Source organism: Flavobacterium degerlachei (assembly GCF_900106645.1).
GTDB lineage: Bacteria > Bacteroidota > Bacteroidia > Flavobacteriales > Flavobacteriaceae > Flavobacterium > Flavobacterium degerlachei.
Map to the genome: position 1 here is coordinate 111,021 of NZ_FNMV01000010.1, position 26,709 is coordinate 137,729.

Consider the following 26,709-nt stretch of genomic DNA (forward strand, 5'->3'; position numbering starts at 1 on the left):
GAGCTGGTTTATAGTATTGGTTCATTATAAAATTTATGGCAAAGAGATTAATTTTTCGTTGGCATGTTCTCTTAAATCCTCAAAGAAAAGCGTAAAATCCTGCTCAAATTCTGTATAAAATTCTTTGAGTTCATCAGTAGCGTAACGCATTTTTGATTTGTTTTTTGTTCGGCTATCCATTTGAGTTAAGATGGTATTTATTCCCTCAATTGTTTGATAACTCGACAACCAATTTTGTTGAAACATATAAGGCATAATTCCTATTGTTCGTTCGGTTAAAATTGGGCGGTTGTCTTCTAGTGACTTATAAAAGAATTGAATGTATTCTTCCAAATTTTCATTAGAATAAATACTCCAGTTTTTAGCTAAAAAATGATCGTAAAAAACATCGACAATTACACCAGCATAATGGTGGTATCTGCTGTGTAGCTTTTTGGTACTTTGTCTAAAAACAGGATGTGCATCTGTAAAAGTATCTATGGCTCGGTGAAGGACGATTCCTTTTTGAATTTCCATCGGAAAAGTTTCAAAATGTTTCCCCCTAATCCCATCTGCCATAAAATTGCCAATTTTGATTAAATCATTGTCGCCGGAAAGATAGATGTGTGCTAGAAAGTTCATTCGCCTAAATTATGAATTCTAAATGACTTTATTAAACTGTCAATTATTATATTTGTGGAAATTATAAAGAACTAAATCAAAATTTAAAAACATAAGAATGACTTTAATAAAATCAATATCTGGAATTCGTGGAACTATTGGAGGCAAAGTTGGGGATAACCTTACGCCAGTTGATGCTGTAAAATTTGCTTCGGCATATGGAACTTGGTTGAAAAACAACACAGCTTCAAGAAGTAATGCTGATGAAAAACTAAAAGTAGTTGTAGGTCGCGATGCCCGTATTTCTGGACCTATGATTCATAATTTAGTGGTAAACACTTTAATAGGTTTAGGAATTGATGTAATTGATTTAGGATTGTCTACAACTCCTACTGTAGAGGTTGCAGTTCCTTTGGAAAAAGCTAATGGAGGAATTATCCTTACAGCTTCTCACAATCCAAAACAATGGAATGCTTTGAAATTATTGAATGGAAAAGGAGAATTCTTGAATGGTATCGAAGGAGAAAAAATACTTGTAATTGCTGAAGCCGAAGCTTTTGATTTTTCAGATGTGGACAGTTTAGGAGAGATTACAGAGAATGATGCTTATATGGATATTCATATCGATGAAGTTTTGAACCTTCCTTTAGTGGATGTTGAAGCTGTAAAAGCGGCTAAATTTAAAGTTGTTGTAGATGGAGTGAATTCATCTGGAGGAATTATTATTCCAAAGTTACTTGAATTGATGGGAGTAGAGGTAGTGAAATTATACTGTGAACCTAATGGACAATTTCCTCACAATCCAGAACCCTTAAAAGAACACTTGACTGATATATCAGAATTGGTAGTGAAAGAGAAAGCCGATTTAGGTGTTGTGGTTGATCCAGATGTGGACCGTTTGGCCTTCATTTGCGAAGACGGTGAAATGTTTGGTGAAGAATATACTCTTGTTGCTTGTGCGGATTATGTTTTAGGTAAAACTCCAGGAAATACAGTTTCGAATATGTCATCTTCTCGAGCTTTGCGTGATGTGACAAACAAACACAACGGAACTTATGAAGCATCTGCTGTAGGTGAAGTGAATGTAGTTGACTTGATGAAGAAAAACAATGCAATTATAGGTGGTGAAGGAAATGGCGGAATCATTTACCCAGAGTCTCATTATGGTCGCGATAGTTTGGTGGGTGTGGCTTTGTTTTTAACGCACTTGGCTAACAAGAAAATGACTGTTTCTGCGTTGCGTGCTTCGTATCCAGAATATTACATGAGTAAAAACAAGATTGAGTTGACACCACAAATTGATGTTGATGCCATTCTTGTTGCTATGACTGAGAAGTACAAAAATGAAGATATCACAACAATTGACGGGGTTAAAATTGACTTTGCTACTGAATGGGTACATTTAAGAAAATCGAATACAGAACCAATTATTCGTATTTATACAGAAGCGCCTTCACAAGCACAGGCAGATACTTTGGCCTTGCGCATTATTGATGAAATTAAAGCGGTGGCAGGAATTTAAAATTGGCACTTTCTAAATATATAAAACCCTTTCAAATTTGATTTTGAAAGGGTTTTTGTTTTTATGATTAAAATAGAATAATCGTCATTTAAATAAATGAGTCGACTTTAATTTAATCCCAATTATTTGTTGTTGAAGCGGCATATTTTCCGCTACCAGTAAAGAATAAGCATAAAGCTCCTAAAAGAAACAAACCTATTAGTTCTAATTCCCAGCCACCATTCTGATTTAAAGAAAAGATATCTGCTGAGTGCACAAGTGCCGTAGCAAACAATAAACCAAAGATAAAGGCTAGAGAAGCTAACCTAGTTCTGTATCCGATAAGGATTAGAATAGGTGCAACAATCTCGGTGATGTAAACACCGTAGGCTAGGAAGGAAGGCAAACCTTTTCCTTCTAACATCCCTTCAATAAAAGAGACACCGGATAGTTTAGCGATTCCGTGGAATAACATCAAAGCCCCTACAGAAATACGAAGGATTAGTAATCCAAGATCAGTGTTTTTATTCATCGTTTTAAATAATTGAGAAATTCGTATTAATGATTTTTGGCGTAGTAATGGCGTTTTTTAGCAGTGCCATTTGTCTGTATTGTACTTCTTTATCTTCTGATTATTGCATGACATCTTGAGGCAGACGATCAAATATTTTTCTTCTGTTTTCACACCACGCATTCATGCCTTCAGAAAAATGTGTAAGCTCTTGCGTTTCTCTCAATGCTATTCTATGTTCTTCATCGCCTTTGTCAATCATTTCCAAAGCGTGTTTTTTACTTAAATCTACCATTTCCTCAAAAGTTTCAGCATGAAATTCTGTATCACATGATCCGCCTAATTGTTTACAAGTCATTGTTTTCATAAATGTCGTTTTTAATAGAATAATAGCAATAAAAGCATGATTTACGTTAAATAAACAGCTATTATGGTCGTTATTCTGCGTTATTTATTATTTGATATATGGTAAATATAAAGGAATTAAACTACAATTTGAAAGGTTTTTAGAAAAAAGTGTTCAGAATACTCTGGATGACATTAAATTTTAAAGCTCCATTTTAAGCCTGTTATTATAAAGATATCGAGTGTTTTGATAGGGAAAGTTACATTGTTTTTTTTCATAGTTTATTAGAGCGAATTGGCGTTTTACGATGTTTTTATTGGGGTAATACAAAGTTGAAAGTTGGCTTGTTATTTAGTTTTCTTTCTTAAACGGGCTATTTCATTATCTAAAGCGGATTTAAGTCACAATTTCCCATTTAGAATTTATGTTCTCATTTCCCATTTTTTTTTTTTTTTTTGATTTAGAGCTTGCGGTTTTGGCGCTCTAGTTGCGGAACTATTACTGTAAAGATTTTTGTCTTAAAAACTCACTCTAAAACTGACGTTCGGAGTCAAACCAAGGGATTTGTTATCCACTCTTATTGTTTTATCAGAATCGTTTGGGTCCACTTTGTAATAGCGGTTAATCACATTGTCTTCATTTGTAGTATTAAGTACTCCTGCACGAAGAACCCCTTTTATAGCCGGCGAAAATTTGAAGCTATAACTGAGCGAAGCATCTAGACGCATAAAGTCATCTAGGTTTTCACTGTTTGGCGAATCATAATTGACCATAATAGTATTGCCGTTTTGTACTGTTTCGTTTCCTGCAAGAGGAATTGTGTAAGGTTGGCCGTTTCTCCAAATACCACCCACAGAAACCTTGAAGTTACTGTTGATGTCATAATTGATCCCCAAAGAAGCAGAATGTCTTATATCAGTATTATTTGGGAATGTAGAAGGAGTAAAGCTATCAAAATGATAATCGTTTACGCTAAAGGTATAACTGATCCATGTGCTGAATTGGCCCGAAGTTTTATTAGTTAAAAATTCAACTCCTTTGGCGGTATAACTTCCATGTGCTTTCTTGTATTGAAAATTATTGTAAAAACCTTGATTAGATGCTGTTATTCCGTCCACAATTTTGTAGAAACCCGTAATGTCAATATTGAGTTTGTTTTTGTTGAATTCTACTCCAAACGATGCTTGCTTGCTAGTAGCTATAGGAATACTTTCGTTATTTACCAGAACCCAACGTCTTTTTTCGACACCGAGGAAATCATCTTCAAAATCGATAATTTGAATTGCGGTTTGGTTTTTAAATTCGCCTTCCAGTTTTAACGCAAATGCGTTTGATAGTTGTTGTCTGATGTTTATCCTTGGTTCAAGCAGTAATTTTTCAAACTTTTGAAAATAATTCAAGCGAACGCCAATTCTCAAATAGCTATTGTTTTTATTGTACTCGGCTTCGGTAAAAAGTCCGTGATTGTCTAATACGTCTTTCTTAGTACTAGAGTAGGATGGAGAGCTAACGGTAGTCTGGTTCAGCATTCCAGTTTCATTAAACTCATATCCTGCCAATATATTGAAGTATGGGGTAGCCTTGTAATGCGCATTCAATTTTATAGCTGTTTCTAACACCTCATTGGCTTCTGTTAGCAGTTGATCCGTTTCTATTCTGTAATCAGTAGCATCGATATTGTATTTTGAAAAGTAGCTGATAAGGTTGGTACTAAATTTAGAATTCCATTGTGCTTTCCAGTTTCCTCCGTATCCAATATTCTTTTGCGATAGCGTACTTGCCTTGGTTTCTGAATTGGAACCGTTTGTACTGAACTCTGTATAATCTAAAGCATTATTGATACCAATAAGATTCGCTCTAAATTGATGTTTATCGTTCAGGTCAAAAAGAATTTTGGCCGTATAATCGTAGAAATAAAAATCTGATTTGGTGTTGTTTTGATTGCTGTCGGCATTGATCTCACTATCCTGAAAACTACGTTTGTAGTAATTGGTAAATGTGGGTGTATTAAAAATATCTGTTACAGAACGCCTGCCTGAAATATCAATTTCCAAATTCTTGGCTATAGGAATGGCCAAAAAAGCATCGGCATTGATACCATTAATTCCTGCACCGCCTGAAAAAGTATTGCTCACTTGATCATTAGTAAACATATTAATCGTACTGGAAACCCCATCGCTATATTCCGCACTGGTTCCGTTTTTAGTGACAATTACTTTATTAGTAAGATTAGGATTATAAGCTGATATGAGACCGAAAAAATGACCCGAATGGTACATTTTAATATTGTCCCAAATCATAAGATTCTGATCGTTTGTACCACCGCGAACATTGATATTAGCAATGCTTTCATTCGTACTTTCCACACCTGGCAATGCTTGTATAGATTGTAATATATCGGGCTCAATTAGTCCGGGTAAGATGCCGAATTTCTTGGTGTTTAAAACGGTACTTCCGTCCAAGTATTTTTGTAAACCTGGAGTCAAATACACATTAATCAGCACTTGATTGAGCTCTTCATTACTTGTTTTTAAAAAGAGCTTCTTACAGTTATTTTGGTCTGAGAATAATTGATTGGCTGTATATTGTTTTCCTTCATATCCTAGATATGAAATTGAAATTGTTTCTGTTATTGGAACATTGGGAATGTTAAAAAAACCATTTTTATTGGTAATGGTAGCTGCGTTTCCCACAAGTACCGTTGCGCCGTCAAGTGGTGTTTTTAATTCTTCTGAAAGGACAGTACCACAAACGGGAAGCGTTTTGTTAAGTATCGAAACTGTAACATAGCGGTTGTCTAAAGCTTTGAAATTTAAAAGTACTTTAGAGTTTAAATAATCCATAGTTTCTTGTAGCGACAGTGTAGTGGCTGGCTTCTCAATAGAAATGCCTGCAACATCTTCAACAGCATACGAGAACTTTACATTAAACTGTTGCTCAATGGAATTTATGATTCCTGATAACGGGATTTTTTCATTTGGTTTTTGCGCATGGCAAATACTTCCTGCGCATAACAAGATATAAAGTATCCATTTATTGCACTTCATAGTTGTAAAATATAATGGTTTTGCCTTCTATTTTATAACTTAGTTTAAGCGGAATAGTAATAGCTTCTAATGCTATTTTTTGATCTTTATGAGTGAAACTTCCAGTAAATAATTTTGAAGTGTCAACGCCTTCAGTTTTGATTTTAATATCGTATTGACGCTCTAATTCGGCTATTACCTGATCTAACGGAATGCGGTCAAAACTAGATTCCTGTTGCATCCACGAAGGATTTTGTGCGTTAAAATCAGGAACATCTTCAATAGTATTATTAATTAATCTAAATGTTTTTCCCGGAGGTAATTTTATTGTTTCATTATTATGTGTTACGCTAACTAAACCTTCGAAACAACTCACTTCAAAATAGTTCTTGCGTTGTTTTACGTTAAAATGAGTTCCCAATACCTTAACGACACCATCGGCAGTATTTACACTAAAGGTTTGCCCTTTTTTTACTTGAAAGTAGGCTTCTCCTTCTAAAGTCAAATCGCGGTTTTTATCCCATTTTTTTTCATTGAATGTGATTTTTGAAGCAGCATTTAATAAGACTTCGGAATCATCTGGAAGATGGAACGTTTTAGTTTGTGCTATTTGAGTTTCAAATGAAGTCGTAGTGTTGTAAAACAAGAAATACGCTGACGTTAACAGTACGACTATCACTGCAGCTGCCCTATACATCATTTTGAAGTTTAGGGTTCTGACTTTAGTTTCCTTTTTGGATTTATTTCTCGATTTAAAATGGTCTAAAGCTTTTTGCGCATCGACTTTTGGAGTTTCCAAGTTGGATGAGTAATGAGCGATTTTTTCCAATGTCTCTAAACCTTCAGATTTTTTTAAATCCTCGATTTCTTGACTTGAAAGGTCTCCATTTAGCCATTTTAGTATTTCTTTTTCATTTTTCATTTTGCTCCTCTATAATAGTAAGACAACCCAATAGCGGTTTTCCCTACTACGAATCAGTTATTTATATGTTTTCGATTTGCTCTTTTAATGTTTTTAGAGCTGCAGACATTCTTTTTTCTACTGCTTTTTGAGATATTTCCAAGATTTCGGCAATCTCTCTGTATTTTTTTCCGTCGATGCGATTCATCAAAAACACTTCGCGCTGAGCTTCTGTTAAAGAGTAAATAGCATTTTGTAGTTTTAGTTTGAATTCCTCTTCTTCTAATAAGTATTCTGGACTTTGATTGTTCGTGTCGAGGTTAGGAGTCTCTTTGGCGTAAGCCAGAACCACCTTATTATGCTTTATAGTGTTTAAAAAAAGATTATTTACAGTGGTAAGTAAATAGGTTTTCACTTTGGTGAAATCAATTTTAGAACAATTCTCCCATATTTTAGTAAAGGCATCTTGAACCAAATCTAAAGCAGCATCGGCATCACCACATTTGTAATAGGCGAAATTCGTAGCCGATTGCACATTTTTTATATAAAAGTGATTGAAGTGATTTTCGTCACAAAGGTTATTTTTGTCGTCGCTCATTTAATACCTATTCATTTTTAGTAGGTAGTAAAAGTAAAAATTATTTTTAATAAAGTATGGACGATAATTTAATTAGTCCTTCTGTAAGTTATTTGTAGAACTGCCCATTTTTAATGGTTATTACTATTTCAAATGTAAATTTTGTAATAAATGGGGTTAATTGTATAACTGAAAGGAGACCGTTTATAAATAATTTTGGCTTTTTAATTAGAAGGTTCGCTTTCGCATTCGGAAAAAAAAATTTTTTATTTTAAAATGAGGGTAGGGTAAAAAGAAACTTGGTTGTCTTACTATCAGAAAGGCGTTTATAGCATCGCTTAAAAAAGATAAAAAAATATAAAATATGAAAAAGTTAAGAACTATTACAGGAATTGCATTGATGTCAATATTAGGTTTCACATCTTGCCAAAGTGAAGTGGATGATGTACAAGGACAAAATCCAAATACGAATGCTGCAAACTCAACAACTGCCAATAATTTGAAACGTACTTCAATGTATGATGGTTCATTTGATGATTTTCTTGATGGTGCTTCTTGTTCTTCGATTGTATTGCCTGCAACAGCAACGATAAACGGAACGAAGATTACATTGATCAGCCAACTAGATTACACACAAGTAATTTCTATTTTAGGTCAGTTTAATAATGATCAAGATTCAGTTACGCTTCAATTTCCATTGAAAGTGAAAATGAGTAACTATACTGAAGTTACTGTTAACAATCAAACAGAATACAATGCAATTGTAAACGTTTGTTCATCTGCACAGTCTTCAGGTCAAAGTGCCATTTCATCTGTAAACATAACTTTTCCTATTACGATTTTAACTTATAATGTGAGTTTAGAACAAACAGGAAGTGTTGTTATCACATCTGAACAACAATTATATACGTATATGTCTAATGTAAGCAGCACAGAATTATTCTCGGTTAAATATCCGATGAATGTGACACTTATTGATGGTACAAAAACATCTGTTTCTAGTGATGTTGAATTTCAGGCAGCAATTGATGCTTCTATTAAAACTGAAGCTACGATGTCAGAAGCAGTTCAAAATTCTAAAAAATTAGAAACTATTTTAGTGAATGGTGCTTTTAGAGTTCAATCTTTTATTAGTGCAGGAGTTGATTCAGCTAATAATTATAAGGATTTTACAATAGATTTTGCAAATGACAAGTCAATAAAAGTGGTAAATACACTTAGTACAGCTGCAACTGGTACTTACGCAGTAAGTTCAGAATTAGATGTATTGTTGAAGTTAACTTTTTCAGGAAATGCTTCATTTAGTTTGTTAAATAACACTTGGAAAGTAACAAGTTTTAGTTCATCATCAATCTCATTACAAAGTACAACAAACGCCGCTATAACGGTAGTGTTGAAACAAATATAAATTGAATGGTTTGATTTATGGTTTGGTTTGTTTAGTGTCCAGCGACTAGCAATGGTTGCTGTACTTTAAATATTAATTTAGAATAAAAAAATAAAATGAAAAAAGGAATTGCATTATTAACATTAGCTATAGCATTACTAGTTTCCTGTTCACAGGAGGACAGTACAAACCAAACATCTGCTGAGGGGAATTTAATCAGTAATAACCAAAAAGCGACAGGAAGCTCTGCTAATGATTTATTATCGGATGCTGCTTTCAAAAGCATGGTTATCGAAGTAGTTTATGTTAAAGGATTTGAACCGTCAGCTTCATCGATAAGTAATTTTGTTGCTTTTTTGAATGCCAGAACTTACAAACCAGGAGGAATTACTGTTTTAAAAAGAGAAATTGCCTCACCAGGAAAAGAGTCTTATACAAATCAAGATATTGTGGACATTGAAGATGCTAATAGAATTAAATACAATACCTCAGATCAGATTGCGGTTTGGGCATTCTTTGCAGATGCTAAGTCTGTTAGTAGTACTGATACAGCAGTTGTTCTAGGAACAGCTTATAGAAATACTTCATTTGTAATTTATGAAAAAACAATTCAAGGTTTAAGCGATAGTCCTTTTGAGCCTAATAGAAGTCTTCTGGAATCAACGGTAATCACACATGAGTTTGGACATATTTTGGGCTTGACCAATTTAGGAACTGCATTACAGAGCAACCATGAAGATCCGGAACATACAAAACATTGTAATGTGTCGAGTTGTTTGATGTATTGGTCAGCTGAATCAGGAAGCGGAATTGCTAACATGGTTTCAGGCGGATCTGCACCACAATTAGATGCTCAATGTATTGCAGATCTTCGTGCAAACGGAGGAAAATAAGTATAAATTAAATCTAATATAAAAACAAAATTATGAAAATTAAATATTTAACACTCGCTTTACTTTTTGGTGTAATGTCAACAATGAATGCACAGGATGGTGCAGTCCGTAAATCAAATATGGGAATAAAAGGGGGGTACAATTTAGCTGCGGTTAATTACGAAGGTAGTGGAGAAACAGGACAACGCCACGGATTTCACGTAGGTGTTTATGGAGAATCATTCATTAGCGAAAGCTTTTCTATTCAACCTGAATTGATGTATTCACAACAAGGATTTGAGGAAAAATATGCAAATGGTGGGACATTTACCCAAAAACTGGATTACATCAACTTACCAGTGATGCTTAAAGCCTATCCTTCTAAAAACGTGTTTTTGGAAGCAGGTCCGCAAATAGGATTGGCAGTATCTCATAAAGAAGAGTATAATGGTGTCATCAGTGGCTCAACAGAAAGAGATCCAAACAGTTTTGATTGGGGAATGAATTTTGGAGGTGGTTTTAAAACTAATTCTGGAATAAGCTTAGGAGTACGTTATCATTTAGGCCTAGGGGATTTGTATGATAATGACAAAGCACATAATCGTGTTTGGCAATTCTCAGTAGGATTCGATTTGTAGTCCCACTAGCTTTTATATTTAAACCCTCACAAAGTACGCTTTGGGAGGGTTTTTCTATTTAATCCGTTTTAGTATTTTTGAAGGTGTTGCCCCAGCAGTTTATTTTCTTTTCCTCGAATTTCCATTTGGACAGTATGGGTATCAAAATCGAATTTTAAAATTCCGAAATTCAATTCTTTGACAACTTCTCCTTCTAAATAGGGGTTTTCTTCTCCTGGGAAAGAGGTATAAGTATGTGTGAGTCCACTTGAAGTGAAATCTACTAAGTCGTAAGGAAGTTGAGGTACTCTCTTAGTTGAAAACAATGCAATATGGCGATCTCCAGAAACTATAAAAGTCCCTTGGGCTTTAGAAGAAACAATCAATTTTTCTAATTTCTCAACTTCATGAGGAAAATTCCCCCAACATTCAAAGCCATGCTTGTTAGATAAAAATTGAATACTACTGACAATCACATTGAATTCTGCTTTAGAGGAGTTTAGTTCTTTCGTCAGCCATTGCCATTGTTCTTTTCCTAAAATAGTTCCCTCGCCGTAAGTATTGGGCTGGAATCGCTTGTTAGAGTCTTGCGATTTGGTTAACTCAGTTCTAAAATAGCGGGTATCCAGAATGATAATCTTTATTTGATGGTTGTTTACTGTTATTGTTTTCGAATTATAAACACCATCTCGTTTTCTTTCAGCTGCATTTTTAGGAGTATCCAAAAAATCAAATAAGTAGTTTTGACTTTCTTTTTTAAAGCGGTATTCATGTCCGCCATCATTTAGTCCATAATCATGGTCATCCCAAGTCCCAAGTATAATTTTGTTTTTTATAAAATGCTGATAAGCTGAATCTTGTTTTTGAAGGTCAAAATTTGCTTTTAAAACTTGCATGTCATTAGTATCTGAATAAACATTGTCACCACCCCAAATCCAAACTGAAGGATGGTTGGTATCAATTGATTCCCAAAGTTCATTTTTTATTTTTTGATTATCGCAGGACCCAAAAGCAATAGTGTATTGATTTTGAGTAGGCTTTAAGTCTAAGTTAGACGTGCTTTTACAATTGATGAATAGAAGAATACTAAAAGCTAAAATGATTTTTTTCATGTGTAATAAGGGACTTAATTATAAGTTATAAAATTAGAGTTTTATTTTTTTACGGAATTTATTTTATTGTCAAATTAACTTTAAATTTTTCCCGGATTTTCTTGATTGATGGAATAAATAATTTAAGAATATGGAATGTAATAAAAGTTCAAATTTTTAAATCGATAAAAATCAATATCTTTGGTACTTAATAAAAGAATGTCATGACCGTTAAAGAATCTCCAACTCAGTTAGAACAATATTTTCAACAGTTTCGTAAGAATATCATAGGAATAGATCAAAATTTCGTTTCTCCTTATGGAGATCAAAAAATTATCTATACTGACTGGACAGCCAGTGGTAGGCTCTATCGCCCTATAGAGGAAAAATTGATGAATGAATTTGGACCTTTTGTGGCTAATACACATACCGAAACGACTATTTCCGGTACTGCCATGACTAAGGCATATCATAAGGCGAGACATATTATCAAGCATCATGTAAATGCAGATGTAAATGATATCCTAATTACTGATGGAACAGGAATGACCGGTGTAGTCAATAAGTTCCAACGTATTTTAGGATTAAAAGTACCAGAAAATCTTAAAGACTTTATTACTATTCCAGCTGAAAAAAGACCAATCGTTTTTATTTCGCACATGGAGCATCATTCAAACCAAACTTCTTGGTTAGAAACGATTGCTGACGTTGAGGTTATACCTTCTACTGAAGATGGCTTATTCAGCATCGAAAATCTTAAGATAGTTTTGGAAAAGTATAAAGACAGGACTTTCAAGATTGCATCAATTACCTCTTGTTCTAATGTAACAGGTATTAAAACGCCGTACCATGAAGCCGCAAAAATAATGCATCAACACAACGGACTTTGTTTTGTTGATTTTGCTTGTTCTGGTCCTTATGTAGAAATAGATATGCATCCTGAAGATCCGGAAAGTTATTTGGACGCCATTTTCTTTTCGCCTCATAAATTCCTTGGCGGACCAGGAACTCCTGGTGTATTGGTTTTTAATAAAAAATTATATCAAAATTTAGTTCCAGATAATCCAGGTGGAGGAACCGTTTCTTGGACAAATCCTTGGGGCGAACATAAATTCATTGATAACATTGAAGATAGAGAAGATGGTGGAACACCGGGTTTCCTGCAGGTTATTAAAACTGCACTTGTTATTCAGTTAAAAGAAAAAATGGGAATTGAAAACATCCTAAAACGAGAACATGAAGTCGTTGATTATGTTTTTGCAGAATTAGGTAATGTAGACAATATTAAGATTTTAGCAGGGCAACATCAAGATAGGCTAGGAGTAATTTCCTTTTATGTAGATGACTTGCATTTTAATTTAGGCGTGAAATTATTGAACGATAAATTCGGAATCCAAACCCGTGGAGGTTGTAGTTGTGCCGGTACTTACGGGCATTTTTTACTACATGTGGATCAAGAAACTTCGCATAAATTGATAGATGAAATTACCTTGGGTGATTTGATCAGAAAACCGGGTTGGATCAGAATGTCTATTCATCCTACAACGACCACTGCTGAAATTGAATCTGTGTGTAATAGCATTAAAGCATTGGCCGAAAACCACAAAACTTGGGCTTTGGATTATGATTATAACAGAGATACTAATGAGTTTGTACATAAACAAGCACAGCCATTAGAGGATAAATTGGTAAATAACTGGTTTTCATTATAATCGAAAGAGCTTCTAATAATAAATAAATTCTATGTTGTCTGCTAAGAACTGCAAGACAACATAGAACTTCCAATTTTTTCTCTGGCCCAATCAGGTCGTTTGACAAACCATTTTTCAGATTGCGGTTGTTCCTGATATGGATTTTTTAATAAAAGATGTAATTCTTCTATTAACGAATAATCGTCTTTGTCAGCGGCTTCAATAGCTAATTGTGCCATGTAATTTCGTAAAACATATTTCGGGTTTACAGCATTCATTGCTACTTTTCTATCTTCATCAGTTTGTTCTTCCTGTCTCAAACGATTCAAATATTGGGTAAACCAATACAACCAAGTTTCTTTTAGCTGATCTTTAACTTCATTTATTTTATAGAAAGAATCAGCTATTAGTGAAAAAGCCTCTTCTTCAGATTGCACTTTCTTTATTTTACTTAAATTTCTAAAGAAAATAGTCATATCTGTTTCTGTCTGCTGCAAATTTTCGGTAAGTAAATGAATCAGTTGATTGTCATTTTCATCTTTGGTAACAAGACCTAATTTACTGCGCATCATATTGGCATAATCGGCTTCATATTTACTCTGAAAACTATTTAAAATAGCTTCTAACGGAGCAGCCTCTTCAATCAATGGATATAATGCGTTGGCCAATTGGTATAGATTCCAAAGTACAATTTCGGGTTGGTTACCAAAACGATACCTGCAGTTTTCACGATCCGTTGTATTTGGGGTCCAGTCTGGATTATAATCTTCTAACCAGCCGTAAGGTCCATAATCTATGGTAAGTCCAAGAATGGACATGTTATCAGTATTCATTACGCCGTGGACAAACCCTACACGTTGCCAGTGTACGACCATTTCAAGGTTTTTGTTTGCAACCTCTTGGAAGAACTGAATGTAGCTTTCTTTTCCTGTCACTTTTATTTCTGGGAAATGATATTTAATGGTAAAATCAGCTAGTGATTTCAATGTTTTTAGGTCATTTTGCGAGGAAAAAAGTTCAAAATTCCCAAAACGTATAAAAGATGGTGCTACTCTGCAAACCACGGCCCCTTTTTCATAATCGGGATGACCGTCATACATTACGTCACGTAATACCTGATCGCCTGTAAGTAGTAATGAAAGTGAGCGAGTAGTAGGAACGCCTAAATGGAACATAGCTTCGCTGCATAAATGCTCCCGAATAGAAGAACGCAATACTGCCAGTCCATCTGCTCCACGAGAGTAGGGAGTAAGCCCAGCTCCCTTTAATTGTAAGGTATATGTTCGTTGATTGTTTTCAATTTCTGTCAGAATGATGGCTCTCCCATCGCCCAATTGTCCAGCCCAGTTGCCAAACTGATGTCCGGCATAACTCATGGAATAAGGACGGGTATTGGGAAGCAATTCTTTTCCGGAAAATATATTTGTAAACTCTTCTGATTGAGCTTCTTCTTTAGTGATACCAAGTAATTCTAAAACTTCTTCCGTAACATGAATTAATTTAGGATCAGAAGGAATTCTGGGTTTAACATAGGAAAAACAAGCGTTTTTAACCTGACGCGTAACATTTGTTTCATTAGTATCTGCAGGAAGTTCCGTACTAAACCTATTGTTGATTTTTAAATTCATTTTATAGTGTATTAGTACCAAAATTAATAAAATATTTTGGTAACAGTAGTTAATTAAAACCCAATGTAGTTTGATTTATTGGCGACGGTGTTTCCATCTTTTATGAGTCCAGAAGTAATACTCAGGGGCCTCATAAATTTGATTTTCAACTTCCTTGATGAAGGCATGTGTAATTCCGAAATCGGGTACAGACCTAGGATCGTCGCTCAAAGGAATTAAAGTCGCTTCATAATATCCTCTTTTTACCTTTTTTACTTTTGCAAAAATAACATTCAAATCATGTTTTTTAGCTAGCATTTCAGCACCGGTGTGAACTGGAACTTCTACTCCCATGAAGCTGTCCCAATGAAAGATTCGGTCCGATTTTGGAGATTGGTCACTGGCTAAACCGTATATAGAAAGAATGCCGTTTTTTTGATTGTGAGCAATTAGGGGAATCGTTTTACTGGTGGTAACTAATTCAGTGTTGTATTTTGAACGAATGTCCCTAATGAGTTTGTCAAAATATTTGTTGCTGATTTTTTTATAAACACCTATGCCTTGGTAGCTAACTTTTTGATTTAAGGTAATTAACCATTCCCAACTTGCGTAGTGGGATGCTAAAAGCATTATGCTTTTTTCTTTTTGCTCATATTCTTTCATGACTTCAAGATTTGTTATTACGAATCTTTTATTCATCTCTTGGGATGAAATGGTCATGGTTTTTGTCATTTCCATAAACATGTCGCATAAGTGGCGGTATGATTTTTTTTCTATTGAGAGACGTTCTTCTTGGCTAAGATAAGGTAGAGCTAAAGCTATATTTGCCCTAACGGTTTTTTTGCGATAGCCTATGACATAGTAAACTAAGAAATATACCGCATCTGATAATAAATAAAAAATTCGGAAAGGGAGAATAGATATTATCCAAAGAAAAGGGTAAGCTATTATAAATATAAGAAATTGCATGCAGTAATTTTTCTTGCAAAGATAAGTCAAAAATGGATAAACATATAAATTATACGAAGGTACTAATGAAGTATTGGAGAATCACTACATTTACAATTCACAATAAACATACTTTATGAATTTAATATTAATTGCAATAATCGTTGCAAATGTGCTTTTCAGTTACAAAGGATTTAATGATCAATCGTTCTTTAGAAAATATGAATTTCACATGGGAAGGGTTCGTTCAGGAGAACAAATCAGAATTTTATCGTCAGGTTTCCTTCATGCTGATATAGCGCATTTGGCTTTTAATATGTTTACGCTTTATTTTTTCGCCCCAGTTGTTATTGATTATTTGGGTGAATTTTTATTTGTTGTAGTTTATTTTGGTAGTTTGATTTTTGGAAGTCTATTGACTATTGTATTTCATAAAGATGATTATAATTATAGGGCTATAGGAGCTTCTGGTGCCGTAACTGGTGTATTATACTCGGCAATATTATTGCGACCAGATATGATGCTGGGAATCTTTTTTATTATTCCTATGCCTGCCTATCTTTTTGGAATATTATATTTATTATATTCAATCTACGGAATGAAAGCTAAGAACGACAATATAGGTCATACGGCGCATTTTGGAGGTGCTATTGGCGGTTATTTGATAACTCTTATCACCAATCCCAATTTAGTTGTAGAACACACCTTTATGGTGGTTTTGTTAACGATTCCTATTATCATCCTTTTTGCTATGGCTAAAATGGGGAAACTATAATGGCATAGATATTGAAAGAGAATACACCAATAAACAATTCAAAAAACACAATATGAAAAAAGCAGCAGTAATTATAGCAATGTTATTTATGGGCATGTCATATGCACAGGAAGTTAAACAAATTCCTCAAATCAGTTTATCGGGTGTAGGTGAGATCAAAGTTGTTCCTGATCAAGCTAGTATTATGGCGACTGTCGAGACAAAAGGAAATAATGCTAAAGACGTAAAAAAGGAAAATGATAAGCAAATGGAGGCAGTGCTAAAGATGATAAAAAGAATGAATTTGGCGCCAGCAGATTATAGAACACAACGCGTTTCCTTAAATCCAATTTTTGATTACGAAAAAAAGAAGACTACGTATAAAGCTACTCAAACCGTTGAAATTTTATTAAAGGACTTATCGAAATATGATGAATTAATGGAAGGTCTAGTGGATCAAGGGATCAACCGAATTGATAATGTGGTTTTTCAGTCGTCAAAAGTAGCGCAGTACCAATCAGATGCCAGAAAAATGGCTATGAAGGATGCGAAGCTTAAAGCCGAGGACTATGTATCTGTTTTAGGGCAAAAAGTAGGTAAAGCGATGACTATTACTGATAACTCACAAAACTATCAGCCACAGCCCGTTTATGCACGTATGAAAACAATGGCAATGGACGAAAGCGCAACAACTCGTGAAACGCTTGCTGAAGGAGAAATTACAATAACTGCAAATGTAAGTGTGAGTTTTATTTTAGAATAGTAACGCCACTAGTTAAAACCTCAAAATCCCCTCTCTTTGGAAAAAGAGAAGGGATTTTTTTTTGGGGATATATATTTTATGACAAACTGATTGTCTGCCGCTTTCTAGAAAACCAAAAAGAATAAAATTTGGTTAAATATAAGTGCAAAAAAAAACGCTGCAATTGCTTGCAGCGTTTTGGTGGGGAGAGTAGGATTCGAACCTACGAAGACGTAGTCAGCAGATTTACAGTCTGCCCTCGTTGGCCGCTTGAGTATCTCCCCGAGGCCTTTGCTTGCAACACTTTCGTTGTTGTTAGCGGTGGCAAATATAGTAACACTTTTCGTTTCTGCAAACATTTTTTGCACTTAATTTCACTATTATTTTTAACGTATTGGTATTGAATAAAATAAAAAAATCTCCACAAGGGAGATTTTTTTATTTTGTTCTAAAAAACGGATTATTTAGCCAAAAGTTCGATGATTTTTGCTCTAAGTTCAGCGCCTCTTAAATCTCTTGCCACAATTTTACCTGAAGCATCAAGTATGAAGGTTGCAGGAATGGCTTCAACACCATATTGAGCTGCAATAGGCTCGTCCCAAAATTTTAAATTAGATACTTGATTCCAAGTTAACTTATCTTTCGCAATAGCTTCTTTCCATTTAGCAGCATCTTTATCTAAAGAAACGCCAATGATGTTTAGCCCCTTTGGATGTAACTCTTTATAGATAGCAACCACATTTGGGTTTTCTTGTCTACAAGGACCACACCATGAAGCCCAAAAATCAACAATTGTAACCTTACCTAAGCTTTCTTTAAGAGAAATAACTTTTCCCTCTGGATTAGGTGCAGAAAAATTTGAAGTTCAGTTAGCGTCTCCAACTGGAGCAGCGTTTGCACCAACAGCAGGAGAGTTTATTTCAGTTAGTCTTGCTTTTACAGCGATACCAGCTTTAGTCTTTTTCAAAGACTCTTCTAAACTGTTAAAAATTGTTTCAGTTTTTTTAATGTCAGCACTTGGATCGTTAGCCATACCTTGTACAATTAAAACACTAATGTAAGATTTAGGATGTGTTTCAGCATAAGTTGTGTATTTTGCTTTAGATGCAACACCTACTTCTTCTTGTAATTTTGAAAAACCTTGCATTAATTTGTTGATTACAGCAGTATCTTTAGTTTGTTGTGCTGTATTCATTGCTTGCATGTTTTGAGTTTGAAAATCCATTAGTTTCTTTTGAACTACTTTGATCTCCTCATTAAATTTCGCGTACTCATCATTGCTGTATGTACCTGAAACTTTAGTTTTTTGAATACTGTCTTTGTCAATTGCAATGATGATTTCACCATTTTCCAATATAAAAGGAATCTTAGTGTAAGGCGCTTTTCCAGCTACTGCTTCTAATTGAATAGTATGGAAAGATGGTTCTGTAACTTTTCCTTTAATTTCAAATTTACCATTTTCTACCTTTACAGTATCTAAAGCAGTTATTGCACCTGTAGTAGGATCTTGAGTTTCTAGGATTATAGTTTTACCATTTTCAATACCAGTTGCAGTACCAGTGATAAGGAATTCGTCTTTTCCGACTTTGTTGCAAGAAAATAAAACGACAGCAACAGAAAGTAATAAAATTATTTTTTTCATTGTTAATTAGTTAATTGAGTTAAGTGTGCAAAAGTATCTAAAATAATTAAAGTATAATTAATTTTATTACCTAAAATTTTGTTATTTTTTAATTAATTTCTTTATATTTAAATGCAGTATTTGAGTCGTTTATTACTGTATTTGAGATAGTATTTATGTTAATTTCAAATTTGTATTACTTGGGGGAATAATGTTTACAATATGACTTTGTGAACTTCTAGAAAAAGGAATTTTGCTAGAGTTAAATTTTGAAGTGCTTAGTTGTGCTTTTTAATCATGTATGGGTTTGTAAACGAGTAAATTAAGTTATGATTAGCTCCGTTTAATATTAATTGTACCCATTGTTGTTGTCTAAAATAGGGTGTCAAGTATCCAGAAAATATGAGGCAAAAAAAAAGCACTCTTAAAAAGAGTGCTTTTTTGTTTTTATATAAAAACTTAATCTTGGTTTAATGTTTTTCTCCAAGTAAAAGAATTTAGAATATGTCTTTTTGCAAATCTTCCAGGAGAAGAAGCGTTCACCATCTTCACGTAAGTAGCTTTAGGAACACTAATGTATTCGTAAACACTTCCATTTGAAAAATTGATTATTAACCTACCTTCAACAAACTTATAATCAGTTATTGTAGCTGTGTTAATTGTTTCAGTATATTCTGGTAAATTTTGTTTAATAGTTTCAGGATTGATGCTAACCAAAAAATGATAAGCTTCAATGATTTTCTTACTATTCTCTTCTGCAGCTTTCAGTCCAGTTTCATCACCTTGAAATTTATCAGGATGTGCCTCTTTCATCGCATTACGATAAATTGTTTTTAGATCTTTTAGCTCTGCAGTTTTTTCTACATTTAGTAGTTTGCGGTATTCAACTATTTTTTTCATATAATATGGTAACTACTTGTCTTTTAATAAGAATTCAATATAATTTGATTTCTATCCCCGACAAATTTTTTGCAAAGGTACACTTTTTTTTTACTCTTTAGTTGGAGACCAATAAATATTCTAAAAAAAGCTGTTTACCTCTTTGTTTGCGGGGATTTTATTCTAAAAGGGTACTATTGTTGTGGCTTGTTATTTGCTTTATCGAAATTTTTTGATTTTTTCGGATACTTGTTATGACTGATGTCACTTGGATTTTCGATAATTGTTTTTATCGTAATCATATCACCAACAACATGTTTAGCCATAACCATTTTATAATCTAAAAGAAATTCACCACAAAAGAAATTGTTGTTTTCATCTTTTTCAATTGTTCCAGTATAAACTCCTTTTTGTAACATTCTTTCTTCAGCACCTTTGGTCATAATCTATTTGTTTTAAAAAATTCAAGTTGCAAAGTTAATCAAATATTAGTTGTCTAGCTACGTTCTGCACATTCTGATTATATTTGCGCATGCAAAAAATATTTCGTCCTAGTCCCAAGTCCTTTAAAAACACTTTTTGCGTGTTTCAAGAAATGCCAATAAAAGAAATTGAAGGGCTAGTGGTACAATATGCAAGTAAATCGGGCAGTAGTTATTATTATACTAAGGTAGGAATGTATCGATTGTCAAATCATTGGGGAAGATTAGCCAATAGCAAATGGCGTTTGGAGCCTTTGGAACCCGAATCAGAATCAAAATTTAAATTGGGTTTTGCTCCTTGGACTAGTTTTTACCCAGATAATGCCCTAGATGAATTGTACTATATTGAGATGAATTATGTCAAGAATACCGTAAACTATCAGCATAGAAACAATCCGGATTATGATAAAAAGGCAATCCTCAGAACCAGTTTTGAAACTACTAAAAAAATCAAGCAAATTAGGAATCTCCTTAATTTAACATCATGGGCAAAGTATTTTGAATATGATGATTTGGATCTTTTGAGAAAAGAAATTATAGACGAATTAATTTTTACCAATAAAACATTGGAGGAAATAAAGAGGGAATTAGCTTAGGATTTTCTATTTGTAATGTCGCTTTAATCGTTAGAAGCAATTAATAATAAATCGTTTATGGAAATCGGTTTCGATAGATAACCTAAGATATTTGGATATGTTTTTGATTTATTTTTGTCTTCAACTGCGATGGATGAGCTTACGATATAAACACTGATTGGTTTTTCAATTAGCGATTTTATTAGAGCGAATGCTTCCATAAATTCCCATCCATTCATCACGGGCATGTTGATGTCTAATAGAATTAAATCTGGTAGCGAGTCCATATTTTTTAATGAATCGTTCAACGCATTAATAGCTTCTTCTCCATTTTTAAAAGAAGAGAATGAAGAAAAAACTTCTGCTTTTTTGATTATTTTATCAATAAGAATTTGATAAATAGGATCATCATCAATTACCCAAATATTTTTTTTTGTCATTGTATATAAATTTTAAAAGTAGTTCCCATATTTGGTTGGCTTTCTACGGTTATGCTTCCACCCATAGCTTCAATTTGATTTTTCGTTATAAATAAACCGATTCCTTTGGAATCTGGGTTATTACTGAATGTTTTGTACATCCCAAAAATTTTATCAGCATTTTTCACAAGGTCAATTCCAACACCATTATCTGAAATTTGGAGTACATTCATATCGTTTTCTAAAAACCAATCTATTGAAATTTCTGGTTTTCGTTCTGGATGTCTGTATCGAATAGAATTAGAGATAATATTATAGAGTATACTTTCTAGATAAGCCGGATTATAATTAACCATTACATTCTTAGGGATAGTAGTGGTTATTGATACATCATTTAACGCTATTTGTTCGGTTAGGACATTTTGAGCTGTATCTATATATTGTTTTAGATCTATTGATTGAGACACTAAGCCAATGTTTGTTCTTATATTGATTACTTCATTTAAGTGAACCATCGTATCATTTAAGGATTCAGAAACTGTTTTTAACAATTGAACCATCTCGTCTCTTTCTTCCTGCGTCTCTGAGATTTCTATTAAGTTTACAATTGATGAGATGTTACTGGTATGAGATCTTAGGTTATGAGATACTATATAAGAAAAATTTAGTAGTCTTTGATTTTGTTCAGTAACCAAATTAAAGGAGTTATTCAGTTCTTTTTCTGCTTTTTTGGTTTCTGTAATGTCAATCATTATGCCACGCATACTTGTTGCTCTGCCGTTTTCAATTATTATATTCACAATGTCTCTAAGCCATACCGAAGCACCGCTTTTTGCAATCATTCGGTATTCAAAATCATGATTTAAGTTTGCATCGGTATTTGTTTTACAGAATTGTTGAACCCATTGACTGTCATCTGGATGAATATGATCTTTCCAGAAATTTGGATTTGAGGTCCATTCCTCAGGATTATAACCTAATATGTCTTTTACTTTTTTACTAATGAAAGAAAAATGTAATGTTTCAACATCACATTCCCATACAATACCATCAACTGTATTGATTAGAGATTCTATTTTTTGTTGCGTATTTAATGCTTTTTTTTCAGCCGATTTACGCTCAGTGATATCCTCTGTTGCAATAATTACTCTTTCTAATGTGTCTTCATATCCTTTTACTACACTATAAATAAGATGAATATCCCTTATTTCATTTTTAGGGTTTTTTATCTGAGCTTCTATATTTAAATGATTATTCCCTTGGCAAATAGCCACAAGGTGTTTGATAAAATAATGGGGTAATTCTTTCCCAAACAAAATATCTGTATTACTAAGATGTTCAAGTTTTGTTTTTGGTGCATATTCAATCAAGCATTGATTGTTGACATTGAGAACTTTAATCAAAGAAAAACATTTTTGCATTATTTCTGGATGGCTCTGTAAAAATGCGGTTACGATTTGTGGATCTTCATTGATCAGATTTAATTCGGCAAGATACTTTTTTACTGCTGAATAGTCTTCTTCCCATAGGGCTAAAGGGGAGTCGTCAAACAAACTTTTGAATCGTACTTCACTTTTTTTAAGTAACTCTTCACCTTCTTTTTTTGCAGAGATATCTTCAACAATTGCAATATGAGTTGTCACGGTTTCATTAATTTGCCACATGGGAGAAACGGTAATGTTTACCCAAATTATTTCTCCTAATTTCGTAATGTATCTTTTTTCCATCGAATACTCACGTATTTCACCTTGCCTAAGCTTTTCTAAATTAGATAAATCGGCGGCGAGATCTTCAGCGTAAGTTACGGATTGAAAATTTTTATTTTTAATTTCCTCCAAAGTATATCCCAGTAAATCGCGATGTTTTTCGTTAACTTCCATGAAATAACCTGTGTAGGAATCAATACGTGCAATTCCTACTGAGGCTTGATCAAAAATAGTCTTGAATTTTATTTCGCTATTGAATAACTTAGTGGCCTGCTCATTTACTAAAAGTTGTAATTCAGCTGGTTTTCTAAAAATCAAGAGAATAAAAACACCAAAAAACAAAGCCAAAATAAACCCTAAAACAGTTGGAACGATTAGCTGGGCATAAACATCATTTGGATTTTTACTTATCAAATATATTTTCCAGTCTCCATCGGATATCGTTTTGGAAACATAATTTTTTGTAGAAAAGTCTCCAACCATGGGTAAGAAAAACTCTTCCTTTGAAGTATTAGGATTAATTTTCGAAAGTTGGAAATAGTATTTTGATGTGTCTATCGTACTTATCCCAGAAGTTTTAAATAAAGTTTCCAGCCTTATTACAACGGCCGAAAATCCCCAAAATTTATTTTCATTATAAACGGGAAATCGGCCCACAATTCCTGTACCACCCTGTACGAGTTCAAATGGTCCAGCAAAATACATCTTTTTGTTGGCGACGGACTGCAAAGCTTCTTTTCTGAGGTTTTTAGATTTCAGTATGTTTAAGCCCATCGCGGCTTCATTCCCTTTCATGGGATAGATATACCTAATTATTCCATCAGGTACTAATTGAACAGAATTGATGCTGCTGTTCGAAGCCAATAATTGGCTGGCAATTTTGTCAAAATTTTGAGGTACGCCATTATCATCATTAATGATAAGGGCCAGTGTCAATGTTGTTGCATAACAATTTTTTAAAGACTGTCCAATATTCTGCTGCACTGCCGAGAGGATATTCTCCATTTCTTTCTCTTTGTTTTCCTTCACGATTTGATAACGCTGAGAAACAACATAGAATAGGACTATACATAAGATTAGTGAAACTAAAAGTCCCGCAATTTTTGGTCTTTTTAAAAACCAACCGATTAAATTAGACCTCTTATTTATAGACTTCATTGGTTTTATTTGGACAATTTGGGATTGCTAATATGACTAACATTCAAATATTAGAATGAATCGCGTACTATAATGGAAGGCAAATTAATTAAAAAATCTTATAGAAATAGATTTAAACTTCTTTTTTATCAATTACTTTTAAATAGCCAAGGAATTTTATGTTTTATTGTGAATTATACATACCAAAATTACCTTTTGCAATTTTTTAAATTAGTTTTTTATCAAAAGTAATTTTAATAAATGCACATAGGAAAGCAAACCAATATCTTAATATCAGACCAAAAGCCACTAACTCAGTTTTCTCATTTCGGAATAATTTTTTATTGAATTAAAAATGCCGAACTTTACACAAAATATAAATAGAGTCCCTTTAAGCGCATTTTAGTTTTGATAGAAAATCCGATAGATTCTTGCGATGAATGAGGAAAGGCGAGATTTAAAGAGCAATTTAAGAAAAAGTATTATGAGCAGAAATAACGAGAAAAACATTAAAAAGCATAACGATAAGTTGCATAAGGCCCAAGATAGGGTGAAGCAGTCTGCAATTACTCGTAAGGAACAATTGAAACAGATTGTTAAGAAATTTAATGAAGCGAATGAGTCAGGAACTAAATAAAAGCAAATCCCATGGAAAACAATAAATTTACCGACTTGAAAAAGGGTGTTCAGGAAATAATTGATTTAATTGCCAATAGAAACGCCAAAGAAGCTAATAATAAATTAGTTGAAGTAAGCGAGGTATTGGATGAATTGCTGGACTATTCAGAAGATGACCAAGACTTAATTGAAATTAGCAAATACCAAGTATTGCTAAATCAATTGCACCAATCTATTATTTCGCTTAATGGGCAAGCTAATTAGTACAATGAAAGAGTTAGCATGCCATTGTGGTTCCCAAATAAATTTTGATGATTGTTGTAAACAGTATCTTGATGGTACGCAAAATGTGCCTACTGCAGTGGCGTTAATGCGTTCTCGTTATTCAGCCTATGCGACACATAATGCTGATTATCTAGTGGCAACTACTCATATTTCAACTAGAAAGGACCATAATAAGAATGACATACTTGATTGGTCCCAAAGCAATCAATGGATGAAGTTAGAGGTGTTACAGGCAACAGACAATACTGTTGAGTTTAAGGCTTTTTATCTGGATAATATGATGCAGATGCAAATGCACCATGAGTATTCTACTTTTAAGATGGAAAGTGGGAAATGGTTTTATGTGGATGGCACTTTTAATTAATTTCAAAACAAAATACTATCCTATCCCAAGGTTGCGTGAGTGATGGAAGTGGAAATCCCACGCTTTTTTTGCGTGGATTGAGAACGGACAGCACGACCCTTGTGGTCACGCCCAAATCATTAATAAATCAATTTACAATTGTACCAATAGATCCTGTGACTTGAGGGCTTAACTGATAAATGGCTTTTGGCTTAATATTGGGCTCTACTCGATGGGACACGTATAAAATTGCCATATCTGTTTTTTGCGATAAAAGGGTAATCAATTGAGTAACCAAAGCAGCATTTTCATCATCTAGACCTTCAAGGGGTTCATCCAGAATCAATAAGGGTGGGTGTTTAAGTACCGCTCGTACAATCAAGACTAGTCTTTGTTGACCTATAGAAAGTTGGTTGAAAGTACTGTTTTTTAAATGATTCATGTCAATTAATTCGAGCCATTGTGTTACGGTCTTTTTCTGCAAATTAGTGGGGCGCGTATACAAGCCGATGGAGTCAAAGAAGCCAGATAAAATCATTTGCTCTACAGTATCTCTTTTTTGAAACAAATCAGTCATGGCGGTCGAAAAATAACCAATGTTCTTTTTTATGTCCCAAATGCTTTCGCCGCTTCCTTTCTTTTTTCCAAAAAGGTGTATGTCTTGACCATATCCTTTTGCATTTTCTCCAGTGATTAATGATAGTAAAGTACTTTTTCCAGAGCCATTAGGACCTAATAAATGCCAAAAATCACCTTTTTTAATTGTCCAATCGATATTTTTTAAAATTGGTTTTTCAAGGTAGCTTACGCAAACTTGGTTCATTTGAATTAAAACGGAATCATTGAAGATAATGGGTTCAAATGCATCCGGTATAACATTGAAGTTTACTGCGGGATTTTCTTTAATTGATATTAATTCCTCTAAAATAAAGGAGTTGTTTAGTACATGACCTTTGTTTGGGATGAAGGAATGTAAGTCGCTATTCCGGTTTACAATCTGGATTAGCGGTACTTTTTGAGATAATTCCTCTAATGCAATTGTTATTGATTTTCTAGAATTAACATCCAAATGATCCAATGGATTGTCAAGAATTATAAAATCAGGCTGTTGTTTGATGCAATAGGTTAAAAAAACTTTTTTTCGTTCACCTGACGAGAATGTGCTTAGCTTTCTTGTGCTTTCTGGGGATGCTTCAATAGAATCATACTGGTATTCTTTTTTTATAAAATTATCAATGGCGATGTCTGAGAAAAGAATCCCACTTTTAGTATTAAAAGTACTTAGTTTTCCAATGGATTTACCTAAAAGAATGGTTTCGATAAACGTTTTTTTATCTACTTGATTGGATAGAAGAATATCCCAATGTTCGTGTTTTTGCATTTTTAATTTTTAAAAATATAAAATTAAACTTATTTCATTTAATAGGGTAGAATAAAAATGGAATGTTGTCAAAAGTTCATTTTAACTAAATA

General features: G+C 33.6%; 26 protein-coding genes, 1 tRNA gene and 1 pseudogene. 11 read left to right on the plus strand and 17 right to left on the minus strand.

Annotated features, from left to right (window positions below; translation table 11 throughout):
• Positions 1-33: 33 nt before the first annotated feature.
• Complete coding sequence (locus BLV91_RS11395) at positions 34-621, minus strand: acyl carrier protein phosphodiesterase (protein WP_091433331.1); 588 nt, start codon at positions 619-621, stop codon at positions 34-36.
• Between the two features lie 97 nt (positions 622-718).
• On the opposite strand from BLV91_RS11395, the gene glmM reads away from it, so the two are divergent.
• Positions 719-2,122 (plus strand): phosphoglucosamine mutase, encoded by a 1,404-nt coding sequence (gene glmM / locus BLV91_RS11400; RefSeq protein WP_091433335.1) that lies wholly within the window; start codon positions 719-721, stop codon positions 2,120-2,122.
• 112 nt (positions 2,123-2,234) lie between these two features.
• Here the strand turns inward: glmM and BLV91_RS11405 are convergent, their stop codons facing one another.
• The 5 genes from BLV91_RS11405 to BLV91_RS11425 all read right to left on the minus strand — a co-directional run bounded on the left by BLV91_RS11405 (position 2,235) and on the right by BLV91_RS11425 (position 7,483).
• The gene (locus tag BLV91_RS11405; RefSeq protein WP_091433338.1) at positions 2,235-2,633 is read right to left on the minus strand and encodes a DoxX family protein; all 399 of its coding nucleotides are present in this window, start codon (positions 2,631-2,633) and stop codon (positions 2,235-2,237) included.
• Positions 2,634-2,733: 100 nt separating this feature from the next.
• Positions 2,734-2,979 (minus strand): DUF1059 domain-containing protein, encoded by a 246-nt coding sequence (locus BLV91_RS11410; RefSeq protein ID WP_091433342.1) that lies wholly within the window; start codon positions 2,977-2,979, stop codon positions 2,734-2,736.
• Between the two features lie 497 nt (positions 2,980-3,476).
• Positions 3,477-6,005, minus strand: coding sequence for a TonB-dependent receptor (locus BLV91_RS11415; RefSeq protein ID WP_091433346.1), 2,529 nt, complete (start codon positions 6,003-6,005; stop codon positions 3,477-3,479).
• Entirely contained in the window at positions 5,992-6,906 is a 915-nt protein-coding gene (locus BLV91_RS11420; RefSeq protein WP_091433349.1) for a FecR family protein, read from the minus strand. Before BLV91_RS11420 ends, BLV91_RS11415 begins: the two co-directional genes overlap by 14 nt.
• A 61-nt stretch (positions 6,907-6,967) precedes the next feature.
• A complete protein-coding gene (locus tag BLV91_RS11425; RefSeq protein WP_091433352.1) occupies positions 6,968-7,483 on the minus strand; it encodes an RNA polymerase sigma factor in 516 nt (171 codons plus the stop codon).
• Between the two features lie 343 nt (positions 7,484-7,826).
• On the opposite strand from BLV91_RS11425, the gene BLV91_RS11430 reads away from it, so the two are divergent.
• The 3 genes from BLV91_RS11430 to BLV91_RS11440 all read left to right on the plus strand — a co-directional run bounded on the left by BLV91_RS11430 (position 7,827) and on the right by BLV91_RS11440 (position 10,359).
• Complete coding sequence (locus BLV91_RS11430) at positions 7,827-8,870, plus strand: hypothetical protein (RefSeq protein ID WP_091433355.1); 1,044 nt, start codon at positions 7,827-7,829, stop codon at positions 8,868-8,870.
• A 95-nt stretch (positions 8,871-8,965) separates the two neighbouring features.
• Positions 8,966-9,742, plus strand: a complete 777-nt coding sequence (locus BLV91_RS11435) for a membrane metalloprotease (protein ID WP_091433359.1) — start codon at positions 8,966-8,968, stop codon at positions 9,740-9,742.
• A gap of 32 nt (positions 9,743-9,774) precedes the next feature.
• Positions 9,775-10,359, plus strand: a complete 585-nt coding sequence (locus BLV91_RS11440; RefSeq protein WP_091433362.1) for a porin family protein — start codon at positions 9,775-9,777, stop codon at positions 10,357-10,359.
• Between the two features lie 68 nt (positions 10,360-10,427).
• Here BLV91_RS11440 and BLV91_RS11445 read toward each other — a convergent pair whose 3' ends face one another.
• The gene (locus tag BLV91_RS11445; protein WP_091433365.1) at positions 10,428-11,450 is read right to left on the minus strand and encodes an alkaline phosphatase D family protein; all 1,023 of its coding nucleotides are present in this window, start codon (positions 11,448-11,450) and stop codon (positions 10,428-10,430) included.
• A 203-nt stretch (positions 11,451-11,653) separates the two neighbouring features.
• Between BLV91_RS11445 and BLV91_RS11450 the strand changes: the two genes are divergently transcribed.
• Positions 11,654-13,141 carry an aminotransferase class V-fold PLP-dependent enzyme gene (locus BLV91_RS11450; protein WP_091433368.1) on the plus strand — a complete coding sequence of 496 codons (1,488 nt, stop codon included), beginning with the start codon at positions 11,654-11,656 and terminating at the stop codon, positions 13,139-13,141.
• A gap of 41 nt (positions 13,142-13,182) precedes the next feature.
• On the opposite strand, the gene BLV91_RS11455 is transcribed toward BLV91_RS11450, so the two are convergent.
• Together BLV91_RS11455 and BLV91_RS11460 are read right to left on the minus strand one after the other, a co-directional pair.
• Positions 13,183-14,748: a protein adenylyltransferase SelO gene (locus BLV91_RS11455; protein WP_091433371.1), complete on the minus strand. Its 1,566-nt coding sequence runs from the start codon at positions 14,746-14,748 to the stop codon at positions 13,183-13,185.
• 75 nt (positions 14,749-14,823) lie between these two features.
• Positions 14,824-15,696, minus strand: a complete 873-nt coding sequence (locus BLV91_RS11460) for a lysophospholipid acyltransferase family protein (RefSeq protein WP_091433374.1) — start codon at positions 15,694-15,696, stop codon at positions 14,824-14,826.
• A gap of 115 nt (positions 15,697-15,811) precedes the next feature.
• On the opposite strand from BLV91_RS11460, the gene BLV91_RS11465 reads away from it, so the two are divergent.
• Positions 15,812-16,450, plus strand: a complete 639-nt coding sequence (locus BLV91_RS11465) for a rhomboid family intramembrane serine protease (protein WP_091433377.1) — start codon at positions 15,812-15,814, stop codon at positions 16,448-16,450.
• A 52-nt stretch (positions 16,451-16,502) separates the two neighbouring features.
• On the plus strand, positions 16,503-17,192 hold the full coding sequence (locus tag BLV91_RS11470) for an SIMPL domain-containing protein (protein ID WP_091433474.1): 690 nt from the start codon (positions 16,503-16,505) through the stop codon (positions 17,190-17,192).
• Between the two features lie 178 nt (positions 17,193-17,370).
• On the opposite strand, the gene BLV91_RS11475 is transcribed toward BLV91_RS11470, so the two are convergent.
• The 5 genes and pseudogenes from BLV91_RS11475 to BLV91_RS11495 form a co-directional block, all read right to left on the minus strand.
• Positions 17,371-17,455, minus strand: a tRNA-Tyr gene (locus BLV91_RS11475).
• Positions 17,456-17,631: 176 nt separating this feature from the next.
• Positions 17,632-18,018 (minus strand): annotated as a pseudogene (locus BLV91_RS11480) (TlpA family protein disulfide reductase); the annotation flags it as partial.
• An 18-nt stretch (positions 18,019-18,036) separates the two neighbouring features.
• A complete protein-coding gene (locus tag BLV91_RS11485; RefSeq protein WP_091433383.1) occupies positions 18,037-18,813 on the minus strand; it encodes a DUF4369 domain-containing protein in 777 nt (258 codons plus the stop codon).
• A gap of 438 nt (positions 18,814-19,251) precedes the next feature.
• A complete protein-coding gene (locus BLV91_RS11490; RefSeq protein ID WP_091433385.1) occupies positions 19,252-19,692 on the minus strand; it encodes a KTSC domain-containing protein in 441 nt (146 codons plus the stop codon).
• 173 nt (positions 19,693-19,865) lie between these two features.
• A complete protein-coding gene (locus BLV91_RS11495; protein WP_091433388.1) occupies positions 19,866-20,114 on the minus strand; it encodes a hypothetical protein in 249 nt (82 codons plus the stop codon).
• 89 nt (positions 20,115-20,203) lie between these two features.
• Here BLV91_RS11495 and BLV91_RS11500 point away from each other — a divergent pair, with 89 nt between their 5' ends.
• Entirely contained in the window at positions 20,204-20,749 is a 546-nt protein-coding gene (locus BLV91_RS11500; protein WP_091433391.1) for a hypothetical protein, read from the plus strand.
• 23 nt (positions 20,750-20,772) lie between these two features.
• Here BLV91_RS11500 and BLV91_RS11505 read toward each other — a convergent pair whose 3' ends face one another.
• Together BLV91_RS11505 and BLV91_RS11510 are read right to left on the minus strand one after the other, a co-directional pair.
• Positions 20,773-21,168 carry a response regulator gene (locus tag BLV91_RS11505; protein ID WP_091433394.1) on the minus strand — a complete coding sequence of 132 codons (396 nt, stop codon included), beginning with the start codon at positions 21,166-21,168 and terminating at the stop codon, positions 20,773-20,775.
• A complete protein-coding gene (locus BLV91_RS11510; protein ID WP_091433395.1) occupies positions 21,165-24,011 on the minus strand; it encodes a PAS domain S-box protein in 2,847 nt (948 codons plus the stop codon). The genes BLV91_RS11505 and BLV91_RS11510 overlap by 4 nt, the downstream gene beginning before the upstream one ends.
• Before the next feature lie 463 nt (positions 24,012-24,474).
• Between BLV91_RS11510 and BLV91_RS17025 the strand changes: the two genes are divergently transcribed.
• Genes BLV91_RS17025 through BLV91_RS11525 form a run of 3 tightly spaced genes read left to right on the plus strand, consistent with a single transcriptional unit; the run spans position 24,475 to position 25,257 of the window.
• Positions 24,475-24,627 (plus strand): hypothetical protein, encoded by a 153-nt coding sequence (locus BLV91_RS17025; RefSeq protein WP_091433476.1) that lies wholly within the window; start codon positions 24,475-24,477, stop codon positions 24,625-24,627.
• 11 nt (positions 24,628-24,638) lie between these two features.
• Entirely contained in the window at positions 24,639-24,872 is a 234-nt protein-coding gene (locus tag BLV91_RS11520; protein ID WP_091433398.1) for a hypothetical protein, read from the plus strand.
• 4 nt (positions 24,873-24,876) lie between these two features.
• Positions 24,877-25,257, plus strand: coding sequence for a YchJ family protein (locus BLV91_RS11525; protein WP_091433477.1), 381 nt, complete (start codon positions 24,877-24,879; stop codon positions 25,255-25,257).
• 127 nt (positions 25,258-25,384) lie between these two features.
• Here BLV91_RS11525 and BLV91_RS11530 read toward each other — a convergent pair whose 3' ends face one another.
• The gene (locus BLV91_RS11530; protein WP_091433401.1) at positions 25,385-26,617 is read right to left on the minus strand and encodes an ATP-binding cassette domain-containing protein; all 1,233 of its coding nucleotides are present in this window, start codon (positions 26,615-26,617) and stop codon (positions 25,385-25,387) included.
• Positions 26,618-26,709: the final 92 nt, after the last annotated feature.